The sequence below is a fragment of the Sphingobacterium sp. LRF_L2 genome (genome assembly GCF_965644235.1).
Classification (GTDB): Bacteria; Bacteroidota; Bacteroidia; order Sphingobacteriales; family Sphingobacteriaceae; genus Sphingobacterium.
Genome location: NZ_CBFFRI010000004.1, coordinates 370,806 through 392,659 on the forward strand (window position 1 = coordinate 370,806; position 21,854 = coordinate 392,659).

At 39.2% G+C, this 21,854-nt stretch carries 19 protein-coding genes; 8 read left to right on the plus strand and 11 right to left on the minus strand.

Going from position 1 to position 21,854, the window contains the following annotated elements; translation table 11 throughout:
• The first annotated feature begins 3 nt into the window (after positions 1-3).
• Positions 4-1,476 (plus strand): amino acid permease, encoded by a 1,473-nt coding sequence (locus ACSZOX_RS10390; protein ID WP_437919845.1) that lies wholly within the window; start codon positions 4-6, stop codon positions 1,474-1,476.
• Between the two features lie 81 nt (positions 1,477-1,557).
• Here the strand turns inward: ACSZOX_RS10390 and ACSZOX_RS10395 are convergent, their stop codons facing one another.
• On the minus strand, positions 1,558-1,791 hold the full coding sequence (locus ACSZOX_RS10395) for a hypothetical protein (RefSeq protein ID WP_437919847.1): 234 nt from the start codon (positions 1,789-1,791) through the stop codon (positions 1,558-1,560).
• A 426-nt stretch (positions 1,792-2,217) separates the two neighbouring features.
• Complete coding sequence (locus ACSZOX_RS10400) at positions 2,218-2,502, minus strand: hypothetical protein (RefSeq protein ID WP_437919848.1); 285 nt, start codon at positions 2,500-2,502, stop codon at positions 2,218-2,220.
• A gap of 184 nt (positions 2,503-2,686) precedes the next feature.
• Here ACSZOX_RS10400 and ACSZOX_RS10405 point away from each other — a divergent pair, with 184 nt between their 5' ends.
• Positions 2,687-2,812: a hypothetical protein gene (locus tag ACSZOX_RS10405; RefSeq protein ID WP_437919850.1), complete on the plus strand. Its 126-nt coding sequence runs from the start codon at positions 2,687-2,689 to the stop codon at positions 2,810-2,812.
• Here the strand turns inward: ACSZOX_RS10405 and ACSZOX_RS10410 are convergent.
• The 4 genes from ACSZOX_RS10410 to ACSZOX_RS10425 form a co-directional block, all read right to left on the minus strand.
• The gene (locus ACSZOX_RS10410; RefSeq protein ID WP_437919851.1) at positions 2,806-3,510 is read right to left on the minus strand and encodes a hypothetical protein; all 705 of its coding nucleotides are present in this window, start codon (positions 3,508-3,510) and stop codon (positions 2,806-2,808) included. The two genes, ACSZOX_RS10405 and ACSZOX_RS10410, sit on opposite strands and share 7 nt — an antisense overlap.
• Positions 3,511-3,540: 30 nt before the next feature.
• A complete protein-coding gene (locus ACSZOX_RS10415) occupies positions 3,541-4,452 on the minus strand; it encodes an alpha/beta hydrolase (protein ID WP_437919853.1) in 912 nt (303 codons plus the stop codon).
• 414 nt (positions 4,453-4,866) lie between these two features.
• Entirely contained in the window at positions 4,867-5,343 is a 477-nt protein-coding gene (locus ACSZOX_RS10420; RefSeq protein ID WP_437919854.1) for an adenylyltransferase/cytidyltransferase family protein, read from the minus strand.
• 70 nt (positions 5,344-5,413) lie between these two features.
• Entirely contained in the window at positions 5,414-5,893 is a 480-nt protein-coding gene (locus ACSZOX_RS10425) for an adenylyltransferase/cytidyltransferase family protein (protein ID WP_437919856.1), read from the minus strand.
• 229 nt (positions 5,894-6,122) lie between these two features.
• Between ACSZOX_RS10425 and treY the strand changes: the two genes are divergently transcribed.
• Entirely contained in the window at positions 6,123-10,313 is a 4,191-nt protein-coding gene (gene treY, locus ACSZOX_RS10430) for a malto-oligosyltrehalose synthase (protein WP_437919858.1), read from the plus strand.
• On the opposite strand, the gene ACSZOX_RS10435 is transcribed toward treY, so the two are convergent.
• Both ACSZOX_RS10435 and ACSZOX_RS10440 read right to left on the minus strand, forming a co-directional pair.
• A complete protein-coding gene (locus ACSZOX_RS10435; protein ID WP_437919859.1) occupies positions 10,310-10,990 on the minus strand; it encodes a DUF421 domain-containing protein in 681 nt (226 codons plus the stop codon). The genes treY and ACSZOX_RS10435 overlap by 4 nt on opposite strands.
• 276 nt (positions 10,991-11,266) lie before the next feature.
• On the minus strand, positions 11,267-11,788 hold the full coding sequence (locus ACSZOX_RS10440; protein ID WP_437919861.1) for a ferritin-like domain-containing protein: 522 nt from the start codon (positions 11,786-11,788) through the stop codon (positions 11,267-11,269).
• Between the two features lie 236 nt (positions 11,789-12,024).
• On the opposite strand from ACSZOX_RS10440, the gene glgX reads away from it, so the two are divergent.
• The 5 genes from glgX to ACSZOX_RS10465 all read left to right on the plus strand — a co-directional run bounded on the left by glgX (position 12,025) and on the right by ACSZOX_RS10465 (position 18,993).
• Positions 12,025-14,151: a glycogen debranching protein GlgX gene (glgX, locus tag ACSZOX_RS10445; protein WP_437919863.1), complete on the plus strand. Its 2,127-nt coding sequence runs from the start codon at positions 12,025-12,027 to the stop codon at positions 14,149-14,151.
• 7 nt (positions 14,152-14,158) lie between these two features.
• Positions 14,159-15,967 carry a malto-oligosyltrehalose trehalohydrolase gene (gene treZ, locus ACSZOX_RS10450; RefSeq protein WP_437919865.1) on the plus strand — a complete coding sequence of 603 codons (1,809 nt, stop codon included), beginning with the start codon at positions 14,159-14,161 and terminating at the stop codon, positions 15,965-15,967.
• A gap of 377 nt (positions 15,968-16,344) precedes the next feature.
• On the plus strand, positions 16,345-18,447 hold the full coding sequence (locus ACSZOX_RS10455) for an ATP-binding protein (protein WP_437919866.1): 2,103 nt from the start codon (positions 16,345-16,347) through the stop codon (positions 18,445-18,447).
• Positions 18,425-18,568 carry a hypothetical protein gene (locus ACSZOX_RS10460; RefSeq protein ID WP_437919867.1) on the plus strand — a complete coding sequence of 48 codons (144 nt, stop codon included), beginning with the start codon at positions 18,425-18,427 and terminating at the stop codon, positions 18,566-18,568. The genes ACSZOX_RS10455 and ACSZOX_RS10460 overlap by 23 nt, the downstream gene beginning before the upstream one ends.
• 56 nt (positions 18,569-18,624) lie before the next feature.
• Positions 18,625-18,993, plus strand: coding sequence for a nuclear transport factor 2 family protein (locus ACSZOX_RS10465; RefSeq protein ID WP_437919868.1), 369 nt, complete (start codon positions 18,625-18,627; stop codon positions 18,991-18,993).
• Positions 18,994-19,104: 111 nt separating this feature from the next.
• On the opposite strand, the gene ACSZOX_RS10470 is transcribed toward ACSZOX_RS10465, so the two are convergent.
• From ACSZOX_RS10470 to ACSZOX_RS10480, 3 genes are all read right to left on the minus strand, one after another.
• Positions 19,105-19,368 (minus strand): hypothetical protein, encoded by a 264-nt coding sequence (locus tag ACSZOX_RS10470; protein WP_437919869.1) that lies wholly within the window; start codon positions 19,366-19,368, stop codon positions 19,105-19,107.
• A gap of 179 nt (positions 19,369-19,547) precedes the next feature.
• Positions 19,548-20,603, minus strand: coding sequence for an NAD(P)-dependent alcohol dehydrogenase (locus tag ACSZOX_RS10475; RefSeq protein WP_437919871.1), 1,056 nt, complete (start codon positions 20,601-20,603; stop codon positions 19,548-19,550).
• A 149-nt stretch (positions 20,604-20,752) separates the two neighbouring features.
• Entirely contained in the window at positions 20,753-21,577 is an 825-nt protein-coding gene (locus tag ACSZOX_RS10480; RefSeq protein ID WP_437919872.1) for a helix-turn-helix domain-containing protein, read from the minus strand.
• Positions 21,578-21,854 lie beyond the last annotated feature (277 nt).

The following is a 21,854-nucleotide window of genomic DNA, read 5'->3' on the forward strand; positions in this document are numbered from 1 at the left end:
ATTATGCTTTATAAAAAATCTATTCCTCAAATTATTCAAGAAGCCCGAGAAAGTGGCGAACATACCTTAAAACGCACGCTTTCCAGTACAGGATTAATTGCTTTAGGAGTCGGAGCTATTATCGGTGCTGGTTTATTTTCATTAACAGGTATTGCTGCCGCTGAAAATGCGGGGCCAGCAGTTATACTCTCTTTCGCCATAGCTGCATTAGCCTGTTCTTTTGCAGGACTCTGCTATGCCGAATTTGCGTCAATGATTCCAGTGGCAGGAAGTGCTTACACATATTCCTACGCGACAATGGGTGAATTCGTTGCCTGGATTATTGGATGGGATCTTGTATTGGAATATGCGTTGGCGAGCGCGACGGTGGCCGTAAGTTGGTCCCAATATTTCAACCAGTTCTTGATGACTTTTGGAATCTCCATTCCTGAACAATTTTTAAAAGGTCCATGGGAAGGTGGTTTAGTAAATATTCCAGCAATTGTCATTGTGTGCTTGCTCTCCCTCCTACTGATGCGCGGCACAAAAGAGTCATCAACGGTAAACAATTTGTTGGTAATACTAAAAGTTAGCGTTGTATTAATATTTATTGTTTTGGGTTGGAGCTTTATTGACTCAGCAAATCATACACCTTTTATACCTGCAAATGAAGGCGAAGAGATGCTAAAAAATGGACAAATTGGATTTTGGTCCTTCTTAACGAGCGACAGCTTTGGTAAATTCGGTATCAGTGGAATATTGCGCGCCGCAGGAGTTTTGTTTTTCGCATTTGTAGGATTTGATGCTGTTAGTACAGCCGCTCAGGAAGCCAAGGACCCGAAGAAAGGTATGCCGATAGGTATTATTGGCTCTCTTGTTGTATGTACGATTCTATATGTTTTATTTTCCTACGTCATGACTGGACTAGAAAACTACCAGATGTTCAAAGGAGATGCAAAACCTGTTGCTACAGCGTTTGCCAAAACGGGCTACACCTTCTTGAACTCAGCGCTTATTGTCACGATCATTGCAGGTTACACATCTGTTATTCTTGTAATGCTATTGGGTCAAAGTCGTGTCTTTTACTCTATGAGTAAAGACGGTCTTCTTCCCAAAATTTTCTCCGATTTATCCAAAAACCAAACACCTTGGAAAACGAATTTAATCTTCATGATCTTTGTATCTATATTTGCGGGCTTTGTTCCTGTATCTGATTTGGGACATATGGTTAGTATAGGTACACTTTTTGCCTTTACCTTGGTTTGTATTGGTATATTGGTTCTTCGGAAAACTAATCCTGAAATTGAGCGTCCTTTTAAAACACCTTTCGTACCTGTCATTCCTATATTAGGTGTCGTTGTATGTATACTATTAATGGCCTCATTACCTATTGAGAGTTGGGAACGATTAGGTGTATGGTTACTTATCGGATTGATAATTTATTTTATTTACGGAAAAAAACACAGTAAAATCAGAAAGCTTTATAAGAAAGATTAATTCTGTGAGATAATATCCATAAGCAAAGCCCCCAAAAATGTTCAATTTTTGGGGGCTTTGCAAATAAAGACATCTGTCTATTCACATCAAAACGTTCCCTCTCTTTATTCTTCTCTGTTGTCGACCATCCAAGAAATGGTCTTTAGATAACATTGCAAAATCATGCACCACCGTCTGTACTTCCGCCAAAGCAGGTGAAGGCGCAGGGAAATTAGCATTGTCTGTCATGGCGTTCACAATTGTATTTGCGTACACCACCAGCTCATCATCTTTCCACCGGGAAAAACCGATGAGCGCTTTAAATTTAGTTGCCATTTTTTTAGCAAGGATACCCTGTGGCATCCCGTGACGTCCGTTTTCCTCGCGAGCTATTCGAACAGTACAAACGTAAAAAACAAAGCAGATCCAAATGAAACTTTGGCGCGATTTGGCGGAAATTGGCGGGATTTGGCGAAAAACAGGCCCAAAAACAAAAAAAATCGCCATTTTCTACTTATACATTAAGCCAGTGTACTTATACATTAAACAAAACGCAATGTAAAAAACAAAAAACTTCATGAAGTTGACAAAGAAGTTCATGAAGTTTTACGCAATGTACATATACACTGAGCCAGTGTATACGTACAAAATCCACAATTACATGAAGTTTACGCGAAACTCCATGTAAATGTTCAACAACTTCATGTAGTTTACAAAAAAGTGCATGTACATGTCGAACGACTCCATGTAGTTCACAAACGACTACATGGAGTTTATCAATAAGTTCATGTAGTTTTCGAAAAACTCACCTGCGTTCTGCGCAATGTACTTATACACCAAGACAATGTACATATACATTAAAGCAAAGTATGTATTGGGCGAGTCTTTGGATAAGTAGAAAAGGTCGTCGACAAAGCTGTCCGTAACAACAACATCGTTAGGAAAAACGTCCCCAAAGAACAACGTAAACAAGTCAAACGACAACAAAGCAATGTCACTATACAGCAGCTCCATGTCACCTGTCATTGACGCAGTGTATAGCGACATTGCAACAATCTACCCCTACAACAGAAAGCCGACATCAAACAACAACGACCTTCCACTAGACATTGCCAACTAGGTCTTGTCCTTTCTCCTACTCGTAACCGTGGAACCAAAAAGTCAAACTGGATCCAAAGCCGGCCCCCGTCTTATTTATTTTGAGTACAATACTAAATTCGTACAAAAAAGCGTGAAAAAATCACCTTTTCGTCTACCGCTGCAAACAGGTCTCATAGAATTGCCTACGCGTCCTTTTGAAGGATTAGCTGGTGTTTTTAGCGACAGCTTGCCTAATGGATGTGGGGTTCGTTATTGATCTTCCAAACCATATTTCTCCCTATGCCTATCTAGGATACCTTTACTTTTCGCTTTAACTTGCGGCGTTAATTTCTCCCAATTTTCATCAAAAAGGATCTCATAGATATCTTCTTCATTGCCTGCAGGGTAATACGCCGTGGCTTTAGATTTCAAAAAGGGTTTACCCTTTTCCAAAGGGATAGTATAAACGATCTGAAGATAAGGTTTAGCATCTAATCCATCGCTATCACCAAAATAAGCAAGATAGAATTCCGGTAGACCATCGTTATCCTCGTCTGAAATCGTACAATTCTGGTAATCAAACTGTGGCCAATATACAGGATTACCAAAGTCGCGGAATCTAGCTTTTTGTATCAAACCATTGTGATCTTCTAAAAAAATGAATGCATATAAATTGTGTTCGGTTAATACATCGCGAGCATCCGAATCCATAAAATCTTCGGTATTCAGTATCTTTTTCTTAAATACAAAATAGAAAACACCTACATTAGTACGCGCTGTTGTAATCATCGTTGTTTTCCCAAATGACTTATTTTCATACCCAGGACCATTTTGAAAAGGAAAATCTGTATCATTTTCAAATTGCACGGAATCTTTCGGATAATAAGTCTTTATATTTTCTGATCGTTCTTGTGCATACAAAGAGTTAAGAAATAGTGCAAATAGCGTTGTTATTATAAAAATTCTAATCATCATATATATGAAACAGTTATTTAATGTGTATGGTTATAAAATAGTAATCTCCTTCAACCAAGCCTCACACAACTGTAACCAATAACCTGTAGCCCCCACTTTTTTGTTAACGGAAATAGCATGATCCCCCTTCGTAAACAAGTGCAAAGCGGCTGAAACGTTGTTTTTAAGTAAAGCTTGATAATAGACGATACTGTTTTCAGGAGAAACAGTTTTATCGTTAGAAGCATGTACAATAAATGCAGTAGCTGTGTTTGGTTTGATTTGTAGTTGAGGACTGAACAATACTTTCTTCTCTGTGGAAGCCCCTTTTCCCAAAAGTTGATCCCTACTCCACGGGTGAGCAAACTGCAGCATATCAACAACAGGAGAAATAAGAATTTGAAAATTAGGCACATAGGAGATCTGATCTAACGAATCCCCTACAGATGCTACATCGTGCGGATAAGTTGACAAGGTCGCTGCAAGATGTCCTCCGGCAGAGGTTCCAAAAACACCAATCTTAGATCTGTCGATTCCCCATTTTTCAGCATTGTAGCGAAGGATACGCATAGCACGTTGTGCATCTTGTATCGGAGCCAATTCGGAGTTCACCACGTCTAAAGACTGGGGTAAACGATGTTCCAGAACAAAAGCAGACATCCCCATGCTGTTAAACCATTTCGCAACATGATATCCAGCAACCTCATAAGCCAACTGTGAATATCCTCCGCCAGGGATAATTAAGACCGCAGCATGTTTATCTTTTTGGTCTGATGAAAAAAAGGCTTCTAAACGAGGTGATCCAACTTGTAAAATCCGACCATTAGCGATACTATCGTTAAGATGAAGTCCCTTAGAATTGGGAAAATTCGTAGGAGACCATAGCGGAATAGTCGTTTTTTGTCCAAAAACGGCAATACCAGAGACGATAAGAAAAATGAAAGCTGAAATACGCTTTTTCATATGTAAATAATTTATTTATCAGTGTTAGATTTCATTGGAATAAATGAGCTCGTTTCACTCGGTTTGTTTTTTAAAGACCATATGAAATGTCCACGTTATTTTCATTCGTATTTGTATTTATTGATCGTTTTTAATTCTAATGGAATCAATGAGCTCATTACATTGATATAGTTACCTTGATTTACAAGTATAAAAAACTAGAACTAAATTTTGAAATCAACACAGCTCAATTCATACGTTTTATTTTTGTACCCAACATTGCATCGATAAATCATATCAAAATACACGTCAGATAAAAGATCGTGCAAAAACCGAGCTTAAATTTAGCGCCAACGATGTTCCAAAACGAATAAGCCAAGCGTTTCACACTTGGCTTATTCCTCTTAAATTTACTTGATCAAACACTGCCCCCTCTTAAACAGGTTTATGCAAAGTCAGACTCTTATCCTTCTGAATGGATAAATCCATCTTCGCTTTTTCTTTATCTGATACAATATCCCTTAAACTATGACTCGAGAAGCGATGTCTCCGTTTGGTATACACTATTTGTATATCGTTTTGTTCACAACAACGCTTTCCGATAAAATCCTTGTTTTTATATTCTTCACCGATAAAACGAACATCTACATCGCGAGATTGCAAAATATCCAATACATCCTGTAGCGAATCATATGGTAAAATTTCGTCCACAAACCGACAGCCTTCCAGTTTTATAAAACGCTCGACGACCGTTTGGGCTGGTTCTTTTGTTGAATCCCCCTGCTCATCAAAATACCCTCCTGCTTGAAGTCCTACAATGAGATAATCACAATGCTTCTTTGCCTCTTCCAACATAACCAGATGACCTACGTGCAGTAAATCAAAAACCCCTAAAGTTATTCCTATTTTCATTTAAAATCTATTAAATAATCCATACAAAATCGTACATCGCCAGCTGTAATATATTTTAGAAAAACGCAAGTTAAGCTTTCGCCCGCTGTGCTGTAAATTCAAAGTTGTCTGCGAGATGAACAATTGCTATATCATCATTTTCTTGCTTTTCTGCAATGATCGAACGCAAACAAGAACTTGAAAAGCGGTTCTCTCTGCGATTAAAATACAGTTCTATTCCTTTCTCTTCACAGTACGCGCGTCCTGTAAATTGTTTATGCATGTATTCGTCCCCCAGAATGCGGACGTCAAATTTATAAGACCGTAAGATATCTTCTAAATCACGTTCGGTAGCATAGGGAATAATTTTATCGACATGTTTACACGCACGCAGTTGCATATACCGTTCGAAAACCGTTTGTGTAGGTTTATTTTTTTCAGGTCTATCCAAAGTAGGATCGGTTTGTAAACCACAGATCAGAAAGTCACATTGATCTTTAGCATCCTCAAGCATTTTAATATGCCCAGCATGCAGAAGGTCGAAAGCAGAGAAAGTGATACCTATTTTCATGATGATTTTAAATTGTTTGAATTTTAAAATAAAAGAAGAAAATTTGTTTGGAGATCTGTCAAAATTACATTCCAATTTCCATGCATTTTCTTTCCAATAGAACACCGAATTCAAGTAGTCGTTTTGACTTTTTTCAAAAAAAATTACCGCCTTGGATTACCATGTCTTTTCCTGAAAACTATTTCAAATGTAGATTGTTCAAAAGGACAACATCGCAAAAAAAAGAATCATGCACCGTCTCCCCTTGTCAACTTATCGCATACAATTTCAGCAGCACTTTACTTTCCAGGATTTGAAACAGGTATTACCATATTTCCAGCAACTGGGAATCGACACCCTGTATGCATCGCCTATCCTCCGTGCCAAATCTGGAAGCACACACGGTTATGACACCGTTAGTTTCGACGAGATTAATCCTGAAATAGGAAATCTCCAGCACTTCAAACACATCAGAAAGCAATTAAAGACCATGAATGTAAAATGGCTACAAGACATTGTGCCAAATCACATGGCTTTTCATGAAGAAAATAATTGGCTTTGGGATTTGCTGGAATTCGGGAGAAATTCGAGCTATCGCAACCATTTTGACAATGTTTATAGCGATGACCAGTTTTTCGTCGAAGGAAAGCTTATCGTACCAATCTTGACGGATCGTCTTTCAAATATATTGGCTAAAAATGAGCTTCATATTATTCAAGAAAAGAATAGATTGTTACTGACTTATCTCGATAATAAGATCCCTCTTTGTCCAACATCTTACGCCTTGGTGTTTACAAACTTTTTTAAACAACTGTCCGAATCCTCACTTCTTTCATATACCCAAATCAAATTTTCCAATTCCTTTTCGCCGCGACAGTGGTTGGCGCTCAGAAATCATCTTTTCGGTCTTCTCAGCCCACTCGAAGAAGAAAAAAAACTACCGGCGTATCTTTCGCTATTATCACAAAACCAAACATTCATGACCGAAATTCTTTCTTTGCAGCACTATCAGCTCTGTTGCTGGCAAGAAACGGATACGCATATCAATTTCCGCAGGTTCTTTACCGTGAATGCCCTAGTCTGTACAAATGTACAGCACAAGAATGTTTTTTCAGATATACATAAAGGTGTGAAGACAATGCTAGACAACGATTTAATCGATGGTCTTCGGATAGATCATATTGATGGACTATATCGTCCAACAAAGTATTTAAACGACTTGCGCAAACTTGTCGGCAATGAGCTCTATATCGTCGCGGAGAAGATTCTAGAATCAAAAGAGAAACTACAAGCCCATTGGCCTATACAAGGAACTACGGGGTATGAGTTTCTATCAACATGCAGTAATTTACTGACCCATCGCGCTAGCAAAAATCAGTTTAGCATCTATTATCATGAGTTTTTGAAGCAACATATCGATATCGGTAAACAGCAGCTTCAAAAGAAAAAGCATATCTTAAAAGAGCACATGCAAGGGGAAGTGCAGAACCTCGGCACACTTTTCTATAATTTAAATTTATACACAAAGAAAAAACCTCTTCAACAGAAACGACTTAGTTATGCAATTTTATCTTTTCTAACGTACTTTCCAATATACAGAATCTACAGCGAATCTTTCCCATATACGCTTCAGGACTATCAATTGATTTCGGAACTTTGGACTACGTTAATAAAAAACGAAAGCGACTACGAATTTGAATTAAAGGCATTACAAGGGGTATTTGAAAAGGCCCAGAAAGAAACCGATCCGGAATATCGTCAACGTGCTGCCAAGTTCTTTTTACGGTGCATGCAATTTACGGGACCAGCTATGGCTAAAGGAGTTGAAGATACCTTGATGTATACCTACAATCGGTTTATCGCGCATAATGAAGTCGGTGATCATCCCACAAATTTTGGTTTAAAGAAAAATGCATTTCATCGGTTTATGCAAGACAGGCAGAACTATTGGCCAGCCGCCTTAAATGCAACAGCAACTCATGACACGAAACGTGGCGAAGATGCTCGTGCAAGGCTTCTTGTATTGAGCGACCGTCCAAAACTATGGAAAAAATATGTCGATCAGTGGAATGCACTTATTTCAACACATTACAAAGAACAGCTCCCCTATGCCAATGATATTTATGCTATATACCAAGTATTGCTGGGTTCTTTTCCGATGCCAACCACTTCTGAAGTAAATTTTCAAGACAGACTACAAGACTATCTTATAAAATACTTACGTGAAGGAAAAGAATACTCGAACTGGACAACACCGAACGAAACGTATGAAATGCAAGTAATGAAATTTTGTACTTTTCTTTTGGATCAAAACAAACCTTTTCTTTCTCATTTCCGCTCATTCTTAACGGAGATTGTAGACTTTGGTATCATAAACTCGCTGGTTCAGGTTATTCTGAAATTTACCTGTCCGGGGATACCTGATGTATATCAGGGGACTGAGCTTTGGGATCTCAATTTTGTGGATCCCGATAACAGACGCGCTGTCGATTATCAGATAAGATCGGAATACATCAATCAATTGAACGTCCTCCAAGAACACAGGGCCTTCGAATCACTATGGGAAGAACGTTACAACGGTAAAATCAAGCTTCAGTTGGTTCGCAAGTTATTTCAATTGCGCAATCAATTTCCGGATCTATTTGAAAAAGGAGACTACATCAAAATAGAAGTAAAAGGGAAATATAAAAAACATATTCTCGCTTACGCTAGGCGACATGAAAACAACTATTTAGTAATTGCATTACCGTTACATCTGGCAGCTACTGAAAAAATGCACAATGGAGATATGACGAATTTAGATTGGGAAGACACAGAAATCATCCTACCTGTGAAAGATCCGGTAAATTGGAAGAGACTCTACTTTGAAGAAACAGGTCAAGGAACAAGTGTTTCTTGCAACGAGATTTTAAAAGATCTTCCATTCGCCCTTCTACTTTTCGACCAACCTCCTGTAACACGAGATGCCGGGATTCTCTTGCACATTTCTTCGCTCCCTGCTGTTTATGGAATTGGTGATCTAGGTAAGCAAGCATTTAAGTTTGCGACATCCTTGAAACAAGCAGGACAACGTTGGTGGCAAATATTACCTTTGGGACCGTTATCCCGCGAACAGTCGTATTCGCCATACAGTACATTGAGCAGCCGCGCGGGCAACCCCTTATTAATTGATTTAGCACAATTAAAAGATGAGGGGCTACTCTGTTCTGAGGAACTGTTAGAAGCAAAAAATTTACCTCAATCCTATGTTGATTATCCAAAGGTAGAATCTAATCGTGAAAAATTGCTAAAAATTGCTTTTGAAAGGTCATCAATTGATAATAACAGTACATTTCACAACTTTTGCACCGAAGAAAGGGCTTGGCTCGATGATTTTTCCCTATTCATGGTGCTAAGAAAGCACTTTGCAAACCTTCCGTGGTACAGCTGGTCTTCGAAGTTTCGAGATCGAGACGATGCCAGTATTACCAAATTTAGTACCGAAAATACATACGCTATCACTTACGAGAAATGGCAGCAATATTTGTTTTTCCAGCAATGGAATAAACTAAAAAACTATTGCCACAGCATTGGAATCCAACTCTTAGGAGATATCCCAATATATGTCGCTTACGATGCAGTTGACGTGTGGTCGAACCCAGAATTGTTTTCCCTTACAGCGGAGGGCCGATTGAAGGAGGTAGCAGGAGTTCCACCCGACTACTTTAATACAGCAGGACAGCTTTGGGGAATGCCTGTGTACCACTGGCAGCGCATGAAGGAAAATGGCTATAACTGGTGGGTGAAGAGGGTTCAACACAACCTGCAACTCGTAGATAAAATACGTCTGGATCATTTTCGCGCATTTTCGGCCTACTGGTCAAATCCATCTACGGCCGAAAATGCTATCCAAGGAAAATGGATTACGGGACCTGGAGCAGCAATCTTCGAAACACTGAAAACAGCATTAAAAAGCCTACCTTTCGTAGCAGAAGATTTGGGTGATGTCGACGACGACGTATACACCTTACGAGATCTATACGAACTACCTGGAATGAAAGTCCTACAATTTGCTTTTAATAGCAATCTTGCCATTTCACCCCATATTATACACCATCATGAGCGTCGTTATATTGTCTATACAGGCACGCACGACAATAATACAAGTAAAGGCTGGTTTGAAAAAGAACTAGATCTCGAGACTAGGGAGCAGATCCGCGCCTATTTCGGTTGTAAATTAACGAAAAAGAATATAGCAGATAAGATGATAAGGATGGCCTATGCTTCTGTGGCCGACACGGCTATTATTCCTATGCAAGATATACTGAGTTTAGGCAGTAAAAGTCGGATGAATACACCTTCTACGACGGAAGGAAATTGGGTATGGCGAATGCCAACCAGGGCATTTACTAAGCACCACATTCGCAGACTTAAACACTATACGCAATTATTTAATCGTTAGTGTCTCTTAGTTTTGATGGCTTTGGTCCATGTGGCTCGTTCACAGCGCGAGCACCGCTTGGATTCATTTTGAAAAGAATGAACTATATTTCCACAGTACATACATGCAAATGGGCCAGCATGCAGATCTACATTTATTTCTACATAAGTCGATGGGAATAGCGGCAAGCCAAATTGTATATCCTCTTCAGGGTAAAACAATATACTCATGGTACCGTCTACTTCCAATATACCTTCTTTAACCTGTCCCAGATGTTCAACCGACTGATTACGGAATTCAGCGAAAAATTCCATTTTCGAAAAATCATGATCGTTCTCATGTTTGATATCGAACATACCATCTTTCACGACTGTCATGACCTTTCCTTCCAAAGCATTTGCGACAAAGGAAAAACGAGCAGTAAACCAAGTAATCAGCTTATACACTCCCATCACACATATAAAAACAATAACGGAATACAGTATCGGAATATCCTCTTGAAACATGGGATCTCCCGCTGCAGACCCTAAGCTGATAATAATGGCAACTTCAAAAAGTGTAAGCTGACGCACACCACGACGGCCAGACAAACGGAGTATCGCCAAAATGAGCAAAAACATAAAAATCGTGCGTCCTACGATCTCACTTAAAAATTCTATTTTCGCGCCTTCAAGCAGCATTTTTTCCAGTTCGCCCATCCGTTAAATGAAGTGTATTCATATCAATAACCGCCCTTCGGTAAAAAGGTTGACGAATTAATTAATTTCTTCCTAAACGCATTTCCGACCCAATACTCAACTCTTCTTAATCTTAATTGTATGAGTTGTAACTCGAAAATTAACGGGCCATACATATCTCGTCTATTAAATAAATACGAATCCGTCACCGGCAGCGCACGATCAACCTTATTGAATAATTTTAGATAGTTAATTGATCACCGCTGACGATGACGGACATCATTAAGTGAAAAATGCTTAAACTATTGGAGCTACATTTGAATCGCTCATAGCGATTTCAGTTAATAACTCATCCGTTTCCTTTTCTTCAGCCAGTGTCTGTCCAAGGAGTTCCTTCACTTCATCATGCTCCATGAGCTTTGCATAGGTTACTAAACAGCCGTAGCTCGCAATTTCATAGTGTTCTACCTTTTGGGCTGCTGCTACCAGGGCTGCATCTAACACTTCAGGACTATCTTGAAACTCCTCTATAATTTCATCCGCTTCTGCCAGTAAGCCCTCCATCGCTTTGCATTTTTTTCCACGCGGAGTCATATCCAGACTTGAAAAAACAGACCGCAAACGTTCAATTTGACCTTCCGTCTGTTGGAGATGTGTCTCGAAAGCTGATCTCAATTTCTTACTATGGGCAGTAGATGCCATTTTCTTCAATCCTTTTAGAAGTTGTCTTTCTGCGCCTAAAATGTCTTTTAGTTCGTCTACAAAAAGCTCATGCAAATGTGCATTAGGCATGTTGTTTTTCTCTGTCTTATTCGCCATGATATTAACATTTTAATTTGTGGATTGAACAGCAGCAATTACAATACGTTTTCACATTCATTTAAATACTGTACAAGCAACCAACCAAATGGGTATAAATAACCACATGCGCGTATAAGTGACCATCGAAGTATGCTGTTGTGATCAAAAAACAAAATGTACAAATTTTCAAAAACTTACATGACAAACCAGTTGTTCTATTGGCGCTTGAACTCTTACAACTATACACTAAAAAAATGGATACAAAAATTTTTGCGGGATCTCCCTACCCTTTAGGTGCGACATATGACGGTAACGGTGTAAATTTCTCTATTTATGCCGAAAATGCAGAAGGTGTAGATTTGTGCCTTTTCAATAATACCAACGACCCCACGGAAGCCTTAAAAATCCGGATAAAAGAGCGTACCCATCAAATATGGCATGTTTATATTCCTGAACTTGGGCCGGGTCAATTATATGGTTACCGTGTCTACGGTAATTATGAACCTCAAAATGGACATCGTTTTAACCCTCACAAGCTGCTTATCGACCCCTATGCTAAGGCAATAGCCGGCACATTGGATTGGGACGATTCGCTTTTTGGATACGAAGTTGGTCATCCCGACGCTGATCTCAGCTTCAGTGAAACAGATAGTGCACCTTTTGTACCCAAGTGTGTGGTCGTCGACTCGGGATTTAATTGGGAAGAAGATAAACCTTTAAAAATCCCGCTGCATAAAAGTATAATCTATGAGACACATGTAAAAGGGTTTACAGCGATGCATCCAGCTATTCCTGAAGAAATACGAGGAACCTACTCCGGCTTGGCGCACCCATCGTCTATCGCTTATTTGCAAGAACTCGGTGTAACCGCCGTCGAACTTATGCCCGTACACCATTTTATTACCGATAGACATCTCAAGGAAAACAATCTAACGAATTATTGGGGATACAATACCATCGGATTTTTTGCACCAGATGTCCGATATACGGCCAAAGGAATCCAAGGCGAGCAAGTTAACGAGTTCAAAGAAATGGTAAAAGCATTACATCGTGCAGGCATAGAGGTTATTCTCGATGTCGTCTACAATCATACTGGAGAAGGCAATGAAATGGGGCCGACGCTATCCTTCCGTGGGATTGATAATGCAGCATATTATCGCCTGACGGAAGAACCAAGATATTACATGGATTTTACAGGTACAGGTAACACCTTAAATGCACGCTTGCCAAACGTACTTCGATTGATCATGGATAGCCTCCGTTATTGGATTTTGGAGATGCACGTCGATGGTTTCCGCTTTGATCTTGCTTCTGCCTTGGCTCGCGAACTGCATGACGTCGATAAGTTAAGTTCCTTTTTCGATGTCATACATCAAGATCCTGTTATTTCCCAAGTAAAATTAATTGCCGAACCCTGGGATATTGGAGAAGGCGGCTATCAAGTCGGAAAGTTTCCTCCGGGGTGGGCTGAATGGAATGGAAAGTACCGCGACTGTATGCGCGATTATTGGATTGGTGCCGATAGTATGCTGGGCGAGTTTGCTGATCGATTAACAGGTTCGTCCGATTTATACCAAGATGACTACCGTACGCCAACGGCGAGTATCAACTTTATCACAGCTCACGATGGATTTACCTTACATGATCTGGTATCCTACAACGAGAAGCATAATCAGGCTAACGGTGAGAACAACAATGATGGGGAAAGCCACAATCGTTCCTGGAACTGCGGAGCAGAGGGACCAACAGATGACGAGGAAATTAACAGCCTCCGTAGCCAACAAAAGAGAAATCTATTAACGACATTATTCTTGTCACAAGGCGTTCCCATGATTGTAGCTGGAGACGAATTTGGACGTACACAAGATGGTAATAACAACGCCTACTGTCAAGATAACGACCTCTCTTGGTTGGATTGGACGAACAAAGACGAAAGCTTACTTCGATTTACCAAGCAACTTATACAATTTCGTAGGGAACATCCGATTTTCTGTAGAAGAAAATGGTTTCAAGGGATGCCTGTAAAGGGTGTAGGACTAGAAGATATCGCGTGGTTCCTTCCTGAAGGCAATGAAATGGAAAATGAACATTGGCAAAATGATATGGCACGATCACTTGCGGTCTATCTAAATGGTCATGGCATACGCTCGTTAAGCGAAGAAGGCACAAAAATAGAAGATAACAGCTTCTATATTATGTTCAATGCGTATTGGGAGCCCATACATTATAAGCTGCCCTCAGATAAGTACGCAATATCATGGGTAAAAATGCTGGACACAAAATTAGATAGCATCGCAGAACATGCTGCATATCAAGCAAACGAAAAGATTACGGTGGAAGGGCGATCGGTGGTGGTACTGATGTCTCAAAAAACAAAATAGATACCCTATGCAACCCTTAGGAATTACCCTACAAGAGAGCCATGCCTTAATTCACGTCTGGGCTCCCGGCGCGAAAGAGGTAACTTGTCTACTAGAAGATACAGGATTATCGATACCGCTTCTTCCGCAACCTCTTGGTTATTGGTCTGCAGAATCGGACAAACTGTACGTCGGCCAACATTACTATTTTGTAATTGACGGCAAAAAATATCCTGATCCCGCCTCTCGTTCACAGCCCCTAGGGGTACATGGCCCGTCCGCTATTGTCGACATAGACTTTAACTGGCAAGATCAAAACTACAGCCCTCCCGCATTCAATGAACTAATCATTTACGAACTGCATGTGGGGACATTTACCTCTACTGGCACATTTCATGCAATCACCGAGAAGATCCCTTACTTGAAAGAACTTGGCATAAATGCGATTGAAATCATGCCGATAGCACAATTCCCTGGCAACCGAAATTGGGGGTACGATGGCGTATTTAGTTTTGCTGTACAGCATGCATACGGTGGTGCGAAAGAATTACAGAAACTCGTCAATGCCTGCCATCAGGAAGGTATTGCCGTTTTCCTTGATGTGGTCTACAATCATTTTGGCCCGGAAGGAAATTATTTGGAATACTTCGCCCCCTATTTTACCGAAAAATACCGTACCCCTTGGGGTAAAGCCATCAACTATGACGACGCTTGGAGCTATGGTGTACGTCATTTTATGGTCTCTAATGCATTAAGCTGGTTTAAAGACTTTCATATCGATGGCCTACGGATGGATGCCGTCCATGCAATGAAAGACTTCAGTCCTGTGCATGTGCTCCAAGAAATCCGAAAAGAAACCGACAAATATATAGCACAAGATGGAAAATCACGCTACCTCATTGCAGAATGTGACCTTAATGATACCCGTTTTTTGGAACCGTTAAAAAAGAATGGCTTTGCCCTGGATGCGCAGTGGGTAGACGAATTTCATCACGCCCTTCGGGTAGCCGTCGGGGAAGAGCGAAAAGGATATTATAGCGAGTTTAATGGCGTGGAACACTTAGCGAAAGCGTACAACGATGCATACGTTTTTGATGGAGGGTATTCAGAACACCGCAAAAACTTCTTCGGGAGCAAGACAGCAGGCTTTTCCGGAAATAGGTTCATTGTTTTCTCTCAAAATCATGACCAAGTGGGCAATCGAATGTTAGGTGAACGAAGTGGAACACTATATGGAGCTAATACGCAACGCCTCATGGCACTTGCTGTATTCCTCTCCCCCTATATCCCGATGTTGTTTATGGGCGAAGAATGGAATGCAAGTACCCCTTTTCAATATTTTGTAAGCCACAGCGATATCGAGTTAATCGCCGCTGTCCGCGAAGGAAGAAAGAAAGAGTTTAGAGACTTTCACCAAAACGAAAACACACCCGATCCTCAGGAAATATCAACCTTCACGCGTAGCGTTTTGAATTGGAATGAGCTCAAAAAGAAGAACCATATATCGATGTTTCTGTACTATAAGGCTCTTCTAGATCTTCGTAAAACGAATAAGCTCTTAAATAATATAGAAAGAAATCATGTAGCAGTGGAACACGACATTGCGAGGGAATTGATTGTGTTAACTATTGAAAACGATCAATCCCAATTAAAATGCTTCATGAATTTTTCGACAGAGGTTCAATGGGTAGATTTTCGATGTACTGCAGACTGGGCTCTCCTTTTGGACACAGAGGAATTGGCTTGGGGAGGGCATAAAACAAATGAATGGAACAGCGAGCAAATCCATCTAGCGCCGAGATCTGGTATCGTATTTTCAAACCATATGACATCATAAAAAATGAAACAAACGGTTGAAAATCTATGGATAAGTTAAAAAGAAATCCCGTGCTTCGCAGCAGGGGATTCTTTAATCTACAAGTTTTAATTTAATCACAACGCTAAATAGACAATTATGCACTGGAATTGTTTGGAAATCAATCGAACTATTTACAGATTATCCAAAAACAGGTACAAACTACATGCTATCAATTGATTCCTCTTTATTACGGGCTTTTGTTTTAACGAATTCTCTTTCGCTTATTTTTTATCATTCACTATAATTTCACTAAACAACATAAATTAACCTCAGTAAACAATAACCAGTATTTCTTTCTCTACATGAGAAATTTGAATAAATTTTAGGTACTTTCACCTAATTAAATCCGAAATGGTATGACGAAAAAAGTGATCGATTGTGAGAATGAACCTATCCATTTAATCGGAAGGATTCAAAATTTTGGAAAAATCTTGATACTATCCCAAGATCTAAAGATTGTAGGCATTAGTGAGAATTTTGAAGATTGGATAGGCGGAAATCCACAATTATACCTCGATCAACCCGCCGCTTCTCTTTTAGAAAACTGCTCTTTCGAAGAATCAAAACCTATTATTTCACTTATCCAACAAGTGGCTGTAAATCCAGAAACAAGAGAATTGTTGGAAACGACATTTTTAAATTCTTTATTTACCATACGCGTATATCAGTCTTGCGGTTTAATCTATATAGAATTTGAAGATAAGAATATATTGCTTCCTCAAATTTTGAACTTCTCCACCTATTCAAAAAATATAAATAAATCTGGAGATAAACTATGGGATGCTTTAACTGAAAATATAAAAAAAATTATCGGTTACGATCGTGTAATGGTTTACCAATTTATGGAGGACAACAGTGGCCAAGTCATTGCAGAAAGCAAACCGGAGGAGGAAACTTCTTTTCTAGGTTACCGTTATCCAGAATTTGATATTCCAATGCAAGCCCGCGAACTGTATCTTAAACATCATGCGAGACAAACATCGGATATAAAAGCTAAGACACATCCTATTTTTAGCAAATCTGATCAAGCGTTTGACTTGTCAGAAAGCAATCTAAGAGCGCTATCCCCCGTACATTTAAAATACTTGGAGAATACGGGCGTCAAGGCGAGCTTAAGTTTCTCGATCTTGATACAAGACAAACTATGGGGACTAGTTACGTGTTTAAATAGTAAATCGCGTCATGTAGACCATACGGAACGCACCATCTGTCTATTCTTAACCGAATTTACAGCAAATAGACATCTCACGCTTCTTAAAGAACGAGATATAGAATACACAAAGCGAGCGAGTTCGCTAGAGCTGAAACTAAGAGAGAGTATTTTATTAAAAAACAACACGCTAACAGCTTTATCGGAAGCATTGCCGGAACTCAAAGATATATTACGAGCAGATGGGATGGCCATTTTTCACCAAAATAGTGTGATTACCCATAAGGCTGGTGTTTCAAAGAAGTTACTCTATAGTCTTCACAATTATATCAACAATCTTACCAACGAGACGATATTTAAAGATCATCAATTCAACCTACTTCATGGACAAAAAAATAACTGGGATCTTCCATTTGCGGGTCTTTGTCGAGTGGACATCGACGCCAATAGATCGTTTAGCATTTATGCTTTTCGAAATGAAGTTATTTTTGAAGAAAATTGGGCAGGTAAACCCGAAAAAGTAATTGAATATGATCAACAGCTAGATGCCTATAAAGCTTCACCACGACAATCTTTTGAAGCTTGGAAACTTTCCGTCCATGGTACTTCTCCAAGGTGGACTGATGAAGATATCTATATACTACGTCAGATCAGACAAGTTATCAAAGATAGTCTATTACAGAAATCAGAGGAATTAAATAAATTAAATCAAGAACTGATCCAACTAAATAATGCGTTAGACACGTATTCATATACCATAACTCACGATCTGAAAAACCCATTATCGTCGATCAAATTAATGGGGCAATTTTTGAAAGACAAACTTGGTCAGGAACATCCATTTGTGCTTAGAGGAACAACAACTATTTTGGATTCAGTAGCAAATATGGAAGCTCTTATCGATAAAATATTTGAATTTTCCAGAGCAAAAGTATATGAATTTACGCCCGAATGGGTAGATATGTCTACGACCATTACGAATATCAGCGAAAGTTGCGCTAATCGCTACAATGTATCGTTCACCAATGTACAGATTGAGAATACCCTACCTATATTCGGTGAAAAAACGTTGTTATACCAATTGTTCAGTAATTTGATTAGCAATGCCATTAAATATTCTAGCCAGATTGCTAAACCTCAAATAAGTATCCAGAGCTACATTGATCATGGATCTTTGTGCTATGTTATTACGGATAATGGTATTGGTATCAGTTCGGATGAACTATCTCAAATTTACGACGTTTTCAAAAGAATGTCTAATTCGGCAGGGTTTGAAGGTGCTGGTGTTGGAATGGAAAAGAATAGTTGAACGTCTGGAGGCTTCAATAGAAATCAGTAGTGAAATAGGTTCTGGAACTATCGTTAAATTACTTTTCTCGAATTTTGATATTCCGCAGCAACTTCTTCATCAAGAACACTTGGTAAACTAAAGTTTGCATGTTGACATCCTATTTTTATTGCTGACAAACTGGATAAATTTATTCATATGACAAAGGAATTAATTATGGAACTTGAAGATCGGCTTTATAAAGCGATTATTCATGCCGACATCCCAACGCTCGAAGAACTTTTACATGATGATCTCCTGTTTAACTTACCATCAGGTCAAACGATTACGAAAACAATGGATATAGAGACGTATCGTCAAGAAAAGATGAATATTGAATCCTTGGTACCTTCGGATTACCAAATCAGCCAGCTCAGTGATGATACATGTATCGTAACAGTTACCATTGCGTTAAAAGGCGATTTTGAAGGAAGACCTTTGGCAGGTAAATATCGGTATTTACGCGTTTGGAAATCGCATGGAAACAACTACAAAGTGTTCGCAGGAAGTGCAATCCAAATAAGTTAACGCCATAAACGAAAAAAAGATTACGCTCTTAGCCCAGCTTAACTAATTGGTAAAAATTCTCTGTTTCAATAAAAACAGAGAATTTTTACATAAGGAGTAATATCTGGTAGGCTAATCTAGAAAAACCTGTCCTATCAGCTCCTCTTCTCTTATATTTTCCAGGGCATCGTCAATTAACATAAGATGTCTATCTTTCGCAGGCGTAGCTGTTCTTCCGACGACAGTAATGTTTAACCCCTTCAACTCTTCCACGGGTACTTTTTCTGGATACCATGTCGGATCATCACTATTAAGTGGACTAACAGAGGTCAACACTGTATAACCTTTATATTGCAACAAGCGCAATATACCGTGTGTAAGTTCGATAAATTCCATATGCGTTTCTCTTTTAGTAAAATCTTTTTGCTATCATCAAGAGAACAACGCTAAGAAAAGAATGTTCGCAAATTCCTTGTTACTTTTTCACATTTTTTCAGCGTTATTGCCAACATACACAATAATAGATTACTTTAAATGAAACTCTTTCTCAGAATATCGCTGCGACAATTCTAATATTAATTCTTTAAAGATGCCATATCAATAACAAAACGATATTTTATATCTCCTTTCAACAGTCGCTCATAAGCATCGTTTATTTCTTCCATGCTGATCAATTCAACATCCGAGGTGATATTATGCTCGCCACAAAAGTCTAGCATTTCTTGTGTTTCCTTAATACCTCCGATCATCGAACCGGCCAAAGTCTTACGCGACGGTATCAAACTAAAAGCTGCTACAGGAAGCGGGTGTTCAGGAGCTCCGACAAGTGTCAACGAACCATCTCTTTTTAACAAACTCAAATACGAATTGATATCGTGTGCGGCAGAAACACAGTCTAAAATAAAGTGTAGACTATTGGCATTGGCTTGCATTTGTATTTCGTCGGTAGACAAAATTATTTCATCAGCCCCTAAACGTCTTGCATCTTCAACTTTGGATGCCGATGTCGTGATAACAACGACATGCGCTCCCATTGCTTTCGCTAATTTAACGCCCATATGACCGAGACCGCCAATACCTACAATCCCAACGCGCTTACCTGGACCGACATTCCAATGTTTCAATGGAGAATATGTGGTAATGCCTGCGCAAAGAAGAGGAGCAGCAGCAGCCAAATCTAGGTTTTCAGGAATGCGTAATACAAAACTCTCATCGACAACAATTCGTTCAGAATACCCTCCAAACGTCTGTTTATTGAGATGTACATCTTGTCCGTTATAGGTCTGGATATTTCCTTTTTCGCAATATTGCTCCAACCCATCTCTACAACTCTCGCACTCTCTGCAGCTATCGACCATACAGCCAACCCCCACAATATCTCCCACCTTAAAGCGATCAACGTTATCTCCGACTTGTATAATACGTCCAACAATTTCATGTCCAGGAACAACAGGGTAAATGCTGCCATGCCACTCATTCCTTGCCGTGTGCAAATCAGAATGACAAACGCCACAAAACAAAATATCAATTTCTACATCATTAGAAGTTACCGTGCGGCGCACGATAGCTAGCTGCTTTAAATCTGAATCAGCGGCCTCAGCGCCAAATGCTTTTACTGTGAATGTGCTCATATATATATTTAGTTGCAAAGAAAAAAATCAACAATAAATCGGATGGTAGTCCGTTTAATTATCTTTCACAAATCTAAAACGATTAGCTAACATCAACATTGTTTATCGGCTCAATTTATGTTTCTGACAGGTCCAAATCTTGTCCCTCATCAAATCGTAGTTGGAGGCACCCCATATTCTTTTTTGAAAGCTGTAGAAAAATGAGACGTATTTTTGAATCCCACCGAATGCGCAACTTCACGAACACGTTGTCCCTCTTTGAGCCTGTGATAGGCTTCTTCAAGTCGTCTTTTTATCAACCACTTCTGGGGAGTAATCGGACTAATTTTTTTAAAATCTCGTTTAAAAGTTGCTAAACTACGTCCAGTGTAGGAAGCGATTTCTTCAAGTGATAAATCGTCCATATAATTTGCATTCAGAAAACTTAAAATATCAATCTTCCAGGGCTCGGTAAAGTCAAACAAAATGGGGTAAAAAACTTTAGCATCACTTAACAAAGCATATATACCTTCTTTTAATTTTAAATAAGCAACATCATCTGATGGTTTTACAGCCCCATCAAAATAAGGTGTAAGCGATTGAAATAGACTGGTAATATCTGGCCTAGGCGTTATCTTGAATACTGTAGCCTCCGTAAAAGATACATCCCGTGGAATCTCGGTTTTATCGATTCTATCATAGAAATCACGTAATACATCGCGCTTGAACGTTAAAGTTATGCCTTGGTAAAATTCATTTTCACAGTTATTTTTATGGATCGTTAAACGGTGATCACGTCGAATAAAAGCACATTCACCAGCTTGTACTCTTATTTTTTCCTTTCCATTCTCAATAATCTGCTCGCCCGAATACACATATACCAATGCATGTTCAGGGGCAGCGTGCACACACCTCTTACTAAAGTCGGTAAAACACGACAGAAAAATCCCAGAATAATTTACCGTAGAAAATCGATCTTCTTGCTTAATACTCATCTGCAATAAAAATGTACAATTATAGCAAATGTAGTACTTTTCTTTTCTATAAAACACGATGAAACTCACATTGTCAATCTATGCGTTCACGCCTGCTGCTGCTTGTTATCCTAACATTTACCAATAATTTTTCTGTACAATCTTGTTTTAACGAATAGATACAGAAACATTTCAACTTAAGCGGCAAGGTCAAGCGATAACCGTCATAGAAAGGCTTTTGATACGACTAATACTTGTTTTGAGACAACTAATTAGGATTTGACGCGTGGATTATCAT